This window comes from Saccharospirillum sp., from assembly GCF_040881935.1.
Classification (GTDB): Bacteria; Pseudomonadota; Gammaproteobacteria; order Pseudomonadales; family Natronospirillaceae; genus Saccharospirillum.
Map to the genome: position 1 here is coordinate 1 of NZ_JBBECH010000010.1, position 6,998 is coordinate 6,998.

Consider the following 6,998-nt stretch of genomic DNA (forward strand, 5'->3'; position numbering starts at 1 on the left):
TTCCATTTAGGCGGTTTACAGCTGGTTCCTCACCCACACAAATAGGTGAAGACCCATATAAATACAGCATAAAATTCATTGGTTTATAGGAAGCTATGAAAAGACTCAGAACATTAAGGGACGTGGGACATTGAAAGACGCGAAACAGGTAAAGACGCTCTTGCGTCAGTTCATGTCATGCGTCCCTAATAGGGAGCGGTTAACTCAGGGCTTTGTTGTGCAGTCGTTTTAGCTGTTCGGGGCTGATTCCCATTGCCAGAGCTTCTATTTCGAGTTTTGGCCAGTTGTTCACAAGGTTGGTCAGCGTCGCACTGTAGGCTTGGTCGACTGCATGGCCGTATTGCTGTCTTGCGGCTTTCAAGGCCTGCTCCGGGATTGGCCCCCAGGCTAGCTGCATCATAAGCAGGTCGAGAATATCCTTGAAGGGGGGGCTCAGGCCTCTGTCGGCGTTTGCCAGCAACTTAGTCGTGAAACAGGCGGTATGGTCGATTACGGGGACTGGTATACCCGGTAGGTCCGATCCTTCGATGTAATAGTCATCACAACTGATGAGTTCGAGTTTGATTTTCTCACCCTGCCAATTGATAAATGTCCGGACACCGTATCGGTCGAAGCGTATGTCACGGGGGTATTCAAAGTCCTGCACAACTAACTGGCCCAAGCTGGAACCATCAACACACTCTCTGACGGCCCGATAGGACGCTTTGTCGGGGCATAGAAAGTCGATATCTACCGATTCACGATACTCATCCAATTCCATGGAGATCCGGGTTCCGCCACCAAAGTAAATGCGGTTTTGCTTCAGGAACCCAGCATCAAACTGGCCCAGTGCGGCCTGAATGAGCTTATGGCGAGGCCTTTTGAATTCAAACATTGGTAGGCAAAAAGCACCCATTGCCGACCGTTCGGGTCAACTCGGCGATGAGGGCTTGTTCCTGGGGAGTAAGACGCTGTTCATCAATATACGCCCAACGACGCTCGTATAACTGGAAGGCCTCTTCTGGCTCCAGTTGCATTTTGGCCGTATCCCACATTACTTGGTCCAGCTGTTCGTAACGATTCCGGTCGATCAGTTGCATTTTGCTCACCCCTGATACCAGTTTAGCGAGTGGTGTTTGATATGGGAAGTTTTGAGCTGTGAGCTCGTAGCTGTTAGGTCAACTATGGGTCTATCCATGCTTTTCGGCGCTCTTGAAGGATGCATTGCTGGTAGCCGGCAAAATCTTCCTGATGCTTTTAAACAGGAGGCCTCCTTTTGCTTCGGTACCACCGCGTATCATGATGCCTTTCTCAACAATCTCGCCCAGCAAAGGCTGCCCCACATCACGCAGGTCTACCAGGTCAACCGGGCGGCCTGTTTGGGTTGCCAGATCTGACATCAACTTCATTTTTTGTGTGGCGCTGATGATTGCCGGTAACTGCACGCCAAGGTCCAGATCACTGTTGGCCGTTGCACGGCTTTCTTCAAGGGAACCAAATAACACGGCGATGCTGACTTCCGGCCATTCGGTTAACACGATTTGAATTTGCCTGATCGTTTCAGTTAAGGCCATGGGGTCTGGGCTGGTTGGGTTTGGCGTTAGTGTAGCGGGAAGTGGACTGACGCGAAACATGAAAAGACGCAGGACATTAACAGACGTGAAACACTAAAAGACGTAAGACAGGAAGGGACGCGGGACATTAAAAGACGTAGAACACCGCAAGACGCAGGACATTGAAAGACGCTCTTGCGTCAGTTGGTGTCCTGCGTCAGTCCGTGTCCCGCGTCTGTTGGCTCGCTTCTGTAGATCGTGAGCCCGACCTGGTCTATACGGGCTTTCAGGTCCTGATTTTCCAATGTTGTGTAGTCTAGTAGGTCAATGGCTAGCGGGATGTCGGACTCATCCAGGTCTAATCTGATGCTGCCGAGGGTTTGGTGATCAATGGCATTGCCTATTATGGCCAGGTCGATGTCGCTTCGATCTGTATAGGTGCCTTTGGCTCGTGAACCATATAGGACAACACGTTTTATTTCGGGGTGTTTGGCCATAATGGCTGCTATTTCGGCGTTGTATTCCGCCGCCAGCCCTGGAATCGAGCTAATACTCTGCCTGGAGTTCATTGTGCAGCCTTTCGAGCAAGGATAGGTGCTCTTTTCGAATGGAGTCTATTATGGCTTCAAACTTGCTGAGGTCATAGGTGTGGCTCATGAGGTTTCTGTCGGCGATCATCCGTAGCCACCCTTCGGCATCATCGATGTACTTGGTTGCATAAGCCTGACGGGCAATGGCTTTGGGGGATATCTGGTCCAGTGTTAAACCATCGGCTTCCATTTTGTCTTTCAGGACTTTCCAGGCGAGTTCGAATGTGTATTCGAAGCGCTGGATAATGCCCTCTTTCTCAAGCTGCGACAGTTGAGTTGGCTCTTTCTCAATGGCTTCTTTGAGCAAACCGTAGGCTCTTTGGTAATTTTGAAACCGTTGTTTCCAGCGTATGTCATTCTCTGTCACGGCTTGTTCCTTTTGAGATGGGTTGGATGAAAGGCGTGGAACGTTCACTGACGCGGGACATAAAGGGACGTGAAACAATAAAAGACGCGGAACACCGAAAGACGCAGGACATTGAAAGACGCTCTTGCGTCAGTTGATGTTTCGCGTCTCTTCATGTTCAGCGTCCCTTCATGTTTCGCGTCAGTCTATGTCCTGCGTCCCTTCATGTCCCGCGTCTTCTCATGCCGCTGGCTCATGAGGGCGTGCTGTCAAGTCAACACCCAGAGCACGCATCACTGCCAGCATTGTTTTCAGTGTTGGGTTACCTTGCTCACTAAATGACCGATACAGCTGTTCCCTTGAAAGCCCTGTCTCACGGGCCAATTGGGTCATGCCTTTGGCTCGCGCCACTACTCCCAAGGCCTTTGCGATATAAGCCGAATCTCCGGTTTCCAGTGCGTCGGCTAGAAAAGTGGCGATAGCTTCCTCACTCTCCAGTGCCGCTGCAGGGTCGTAGTCGTAAATTTTGTCTATCATACTGCCTCCCACTCTGCCGCAAGTCGCAACGCTGTGGCTATGTCACTTCGACATTAAAGGACGTGAAACACTAAAAGACGTGGAACACTGAAAGACGCAATTCATTGAAAGACGCAATTGCGTCAGTTCGTGTCCTGCGTCAGTCCGTGTTCTGCGTCCCTTAATTCGAGCTGCCTTTCACTCCGCCAGACTCGTATAAGCACAATCTCGTTAACCTGCCTGAGATAGACAACCCGAAATGGCGCGTGAATCAATTCGCGAATGTGATTTAGGTTGAATTCAGGAACAACTCGGCCAGCATCAGGGTGGATTTGAAGCATTTCACAATGCTCAAGGATAGCAGCCAGGAAATCATCACCGATATGTGGTATATCCTGCTCTCTGTAATATTCTTGAATAGCCTGTAAGTCCTTAAGAGCGGACTGTGCAATGCGCAATTCCATTTACTTGATACCCAATGTCTTCCTGGCGTCCTCCAACGATACAGTGTTGCCCTCGCGAACATCCATAAGCCCCTGCGCCACCGCCTTTACAAACCGCAATTCCTCTGCGGTTCTCTCATAATCCTCGAGCCCTTGAACGACGGCTATGCCGCGACCACGACTGGTAAGCAGGATTGGGCGATGAGTATCTTTCGCTTGACCAACCACCTTTCCGGGATTGATCTTCAGGTCTGTAAGAGGAACGACATCCTCGGAAAATTTCACTTGCATAATGATTACCTGGGCAGCAGTAAAGTACTATTAATAGCACCGGTTAACAGGTGTGGTCAAGAATCATAACATGGAAAGACGCTCTTGCGTCAGTTCGTGCCCTGCGTCTTTAACTGTTTCGCGTCTCTCCATGTCCTGCGTCCCTCCATGTTTCTCGTCATTTCCTGTCCCACGTCACCTCAATCCGGTACCCACACTGACGTATCCGGTAGCCTGTTGGCCAGGTGCGCCTGGAATTCCCGCTTCACTTTTGCGTCGCCGTGTACCAGGCGGATTTCTGTTGGGGCTGTTGGAATTTGGGTGCAAAAGTGGGTTAGGCCGGTTCTGTCGGCGTGGGCTGAGAAGCCGCTGAGTCTGTGGATTTGGGCGTTCATGGGGGTTGGGTGGTTGTTTACTCGTACTGTGTCGCCGGGTTGGGCGCGTTGTATGGCGGCGCCGAGGGTGCCTTTGGCCTGGTAGCCTACGAAGAAGATGTCGGTTTCCGGTAGCGGTAGCATGGCTTCCAGGTAGTTCATGATGCGCCCACCCTGGCACATGCCGCTGGCGGCGAGGACGACGGCGGGTTGTTGGGTGTGGGTTAGCCGTTTCACCATGGCCAGGTGGTCTCTGTGGTGTTCTATGGTGATCAGCTGGTCGAACGCCAGGGGGTAGCGCCCTGCCCTGCGTTTGTTTTGCAGGGGTTCGCGCCAGTGGTCGAGCAGGTGGCGGTAGGCCTGGGTCATGCGCAGGGCCAATGGGGAATCGAGGATGATGGGTAAGGCGGCCCCGGTGCCATCGGGCTGGCTGTGGGTGGTGTGCAGCAGGTTGTTTTCGAACAGCAGGTCTTCGATGAAAGCCAGGATCTCCTGGGTACGGCCCAGGCTGAAGGCCGGTATCAGTACGGTGCCGCCATCGGCCAGGGCGCGTTTCAGGCTGTTGCCGAGTTCGGTTTTGCGTTCGGCGCGGGCTTCGTGGTCGCGGTTGCCGTAGGTGCTTTCCAGCACCAGAATGTCGGCGCGCTCCGGGGCTTGGGGTGGGTCTACGAATACGGCGCCCGGTGCCCCGAGATCGCCGCTGAATACGGTGCGGTGGCCACTAGCATCCAGTTCCACATAGGCGGAGCCCATAATGTGGCCCGCTGGCTGGAAGCGCAGTTCGATTTCGCCACCAGGTAGCGGATGCCATTGGTTGTAGGGCACGGGCTGTATTTGACCAAGAATGCGGGCCAGGGCTTTTTCGACCAGATCGGCATCGTTGGGAATATGAATGCCCAGAGCATCTTCGAGAACCAGGGGCAGTAACGCCGCCGTAGGTTCAGTGCAATAAATGGGGCCGCGGAAGCCAGCGGCGATGAGCCAGGGAATGCGGCCTACATGGTCAATGTGACAATGGGTGACGATTAATGCGGTAACCTCGGCTACATCGAAGCCGAAGGCGTGCAAGGGCCGGTCGGATTCAGCGCCCTGGAACAGGCCGCAGTCGATCAGCAGGTTGGCGTGGCCGGCCTGGTACTGGTGGCAAGAGCCGGTTACGCCGGTCACAGCGCCGTGGTGAGTTATTTGGGGGGTTGAGTCCATTTGCATAAGATCCTTTTTTTGAAAGACGTGGAACAGGAGAAGACGCGAAACACTAACAGACGCAAAACATGAAGGGACGCAAAACATGAAGGGACGCAAAACAATTAAAGACGCAGGACATTTGTGACGCTCTTGCGTCAGCTCATGTTTTGCGTCCCTTCGTGTTTCGCGTCTTTCGATGTCCTACGTCAGCCTACGCCCTACAACTATGGCTTTGTCAGCTTCGGTCAGGCTGGCTTTGGTTAGGTAGTCTGATAGTTGTTGGGCCAGGTGTTGGGTGTTTTTGATGACGGCCTGTGCTTCGCTTTCTGTCAGGCCAAACAATGTACAGTACGATAGGGCGTTCTCGAGGGTGCTGTCGGCACCGTTACGGCCGACACCCATGGCTTGCTTGCCGCCAGGCGACCCTACCGTGGGTAATACGTCGTACACAGGTGCCAGGCTCCATGTGCCGCTTTTAATATCGAGTGTCATGCCGTGGTTGCGGGCATGGTCGTCTGTATTGCCGATGAGGAGGTTAAACACCATGCGCCGGTAGAGGTCCTGCCCTGCCTGTTTGGGGTTTGCGGCCTGGCGCCGCAGTATGCCTGCCAGGTTTACGTAGCTGTAGGGGTTCTTCAGGGAATCCCGTATTGGCCGAAGCCGGGCCAGGTTAAACAGGCTGTTGGCCGATATAAAGTGAACGGGCTGGGCCGGGTCTCTGTCGAAACGGCGGACCAGCAAGGCAGAACGCCCTGCCCCCAACGCTTTCAGTTGCACCTCGGGTACGGGCCAGCCTGCGTCTTTCAATAACGCCAGGGTGGCGTATTCCAGGCGCGGAATATCGACCAGGTCGCTGTCTCGCGATAATTTCACCAGCCACTGAGCCGTGCCATCGGTCACCACGGTTTTAGGACGTGCTCCGCCCATGGACGAGCCCGGCTCTATAAGAGCCCATTGCTCTTGCGTCAGCACCTCTCTTCGTTGAACCCGGTCTGTTACATCGGCCAATTGTTCCAGCCAGGCCATGGGGGCTGGTTTAGCGGGTTGTCGCGGCCGGCTGCGTGACAAACTGAATTCCAACACGCCAACACCGCCGCCACTGGTTCGCAACAAGCGCTCTACTTCGTTTCTGGGTGCGCTGGCCTGGTGCATCAACATCAGGCGTGTGCCCCAGTCATCTGGCCCGGCATCGGTGAACACGCCAAATACGCCTTTCGGGTTTTGGACTCTGAACGTTCGGGGTTCAAGGGGCAAGTTGACTGGGTCTAGAGGGTAGGCGCTCGGATGTTCCAACCAGTATTGCGTGTAGTGGAAGGTTCCCATCCCATCAGCCGTCGCAAGCGTGCCGGCCCACTGTTGCTCGTTATCGGCATTCACGGCAAAGACATAGGCTTGTGTGTAGGGCGCTGTCATTCAGTCACCTTACGCCGTGCTTTAACGGTTCGGTTACGCCGGCCGGTTTCGTCACGGTTGGGTGCGGCCAGGTCGGCGAAACCGTCCGATAAGCCCATGGCGCCTAATATGGCCAGATAAACACCAATCGCCGTGCCTAAATTACCCGCTTCAGCGGCCCGGTATGAGGTGACCGATAAAAAGGCGCGGTCGGCGGCTTCCTGTAAGGTCCAGCCCCGGGCTTTGCGGGCTTCCTTGATGTTCGCGGCGAATATGCTGAACAGTGCCCGGCTGTGTTCGTCGATACCGGCCTGGTAGTCTGTTCTGGGCATGGCGGCGGCCTCAAATAG

The 6,998-nt window shown here is 54.1% G+C and carries 11 protein-coding genes; all 11 read right to left on the reverse strand.

Annotation, left to right across the window (positions count from 1 at the left end; translation table 11 throughout):
* Positions 1 to 199: 199 nt before the first annotated feature.
* Positions 200 to 874 carry a nucleotidyl transferase AbiEii/AbiGii toxin family protein gene (locus WEB54_RS00760; protein WP_368052740.1) on the reverse strand — a complete coding sequence of 225 codons (675 nt, stop codon included), beginning with the start codon at positions 872 to 874 and terminating at the stop codon, positions 200 to 202.
* Positions 867 to 1,079 carry a hypothetical protein gene (locus WEB54_RS00765; RefSeq protein ID WP_368052741.1) on the reverse strand — a complete coding sequence of 71 codons (213 nt, stop codon included), beginning with the start codon at positions 1,077 to 1,079 and terminating at the stop codon, positions 867 to 869. Before WEB54_RS00765 ends, WEB54_RS00760 begins: the two co-directional genes overlap by 8 nt.
* Positions 1,080 to 1,169: 90 nt before the next feature.
* A complete protein-coding gene (locus tag WEB54_RS00770) occupies positions 1,170 to 1,553 on the reverse strand; it encodes a nucleotidyltransferase family protein (RefSeq protein WP_368052742.1) in 384 nt (127 codons plus the stop codon).
* A 179-nt stretch (positions 1,554 to 1,732) separates the two neighbouring features.
* On the reverse strand, positions 1,733 to 2,101 hold the full coding sequence (locus tag WEB54_RS00775) for a nucleotidyltransferase domain-containing protein (protein ID WP_368052743.1): 369 nt from the start codon (positions 2,099 to 2,101) through the stop codon (positions 1,733 to 1,735).
* Positions 2,079 to 2,489: a nucleotidyltransferase substrate binding protein gene (locus WEB54_RS00780; RefSeq protein WP_368052744.1), complete on the reverse strand. Its 411-nt coding sequence runs from the start codon at positions 2,487 to 2,489 to the stop codon at positions 2,079 to 2,081. The genes WEB54_RS00775 and WEB54_RS00780 overlap by 23 nt, the downstream gene beginning before the upstream one ends.
* 219 nt (positions 2,490 to 2,708) lie before the next feature.
* Positions 2,709 to 3,005: an addiction module antidote protein gene (locus tag WEB54_RS00785; protein ID WP_368052745.1), complete on the reverse strand. Its 297-nt coding sequence runs from the start codon at positions 3,003 to 3,005 to the stop codon at positions 2,709 to 2,711.
* A 122-nt stretch (positions 3,006 to 3,127) separates the two neighbouring features.
* A complete protein-coding gene (locus WEB54_RS00790; RefSeq protein WP_368052746.1) occupies positions 3,128 to 3,448 on the reverse strand; it encodes a type II toxin-antitoxin system RelE/ParE family toxin in 321 nt (106 codons plus the stop codon).
* On the reverse strand, positions 3,449 to 3,718 hold the full coding sequence (locus WEB54_RS00795; protein WP_368052747.1) for a type II toxin-antitoxin system Phd/YefM family antitoxin: 270 nt from the start codon (positions 3,716 to 3,718) through the stop codon (positions 3,449 to 3,451).
* Positions 3,719 to 3,897: 179 nt separating this feature from the next.
* Positions 3,898 to 5,274, reverse strand: a complete 1,377-nt coding sequence (locus WEB54_RS00800) for an MBL fold metallo-hydrolase (RefSeq protein ID WP_368052748.1) — start codon at positions 5,272 to 5,274, stop codon at positions 3,898 to 3,900.
* Between the two features lie 183 nt (positions 5,275 to 5,457).
* On the reverse strand, positions 5,458 to 6,669 hold the full coding sequence (locus tag WEB54_RS00805) for a type II toxin-antitoxin system HipA family toxin (RefSeq protein ID WP_368052749.1): 1,212 nt from the start codon (positions 6,667 to 6,669) through the stop codon (positions 5,458 to 5,460).
* Positions 6,666 to 6,998, reverse strand: a 333-nt coding sequence (locus WEB54_RS00810; RefSeq protein WP_368052750.1) for a helix-turn-helix domain-containing protein, incomplete at its 5' end; no start/stop codon positions are given. The genes WEB54_RS00810 and WEB54_RS00805, both read right to left, overlap by 4 nt.

Coding starts and splice junctions, on each gene's coding strand:
- WEB54_RS00760 (WP_368052740.1), bottom strand. CDS start 874: ATGTTTGAATTCAAAAGGCCTCGCCATAAGCTCATTCAGGCCGCACTG.
- WEB54_RS00765 (WP_368052741.1), bottom strand. CDS start 1,079: ATGCAACTGATCGACCGGAATCGTTACGAACAGCTGGACCAAGTAATG.
- WEB54_RS00770 (WP_368052742.1), bottom strand. CDS start 1,553: ATGGCCTTAACTGAAACGATCAGGCAAATTCAAATCGTGTTAACCGAA.
- WEB54_RS00775 (WP_368052743.1), bottom strand. CDS start 2,101: ATGAACTCCAGGCAGAGTATTAGCTCGATTCCAGGGCTGGCGGCGGAA.
- WEB54_RS00785 (WP_368052745.1), bottom strand. CDS start 3,005: ATGATAGACAAAATTTACGACTACGACCCTGCAGCGGCACTGGAGAGT.
- WEB54_RS00790 (WP_368052746.1), bottom strand. CDS start 3,448: ATGGAATTGCGCATTGCACAGTCCGCTCTTAAGGACTTACAGGCTATT.
- WEB54_RS00795 (WP_368052747.1), bottom strand. CDS start 3,718: ATGCAAGTGAAATTTTCCGAGGATGTCGTTCCTCTTACAGACCTGAAG.
- WEB54_RS00800 (WP_368052748.1), bottom strand. CDS start 5,274: ATGGACTCAACCCCCCAAATAACTCACCACGGCGCTGTGACCGGCGTA.
- WEB54_RS00805 (WP_368052749.1), bottom strand. CDS start 6,669: ATGACAGCGCCCTACACACAAGCCTATGTCTTTGCCGTGAATGCCGAT.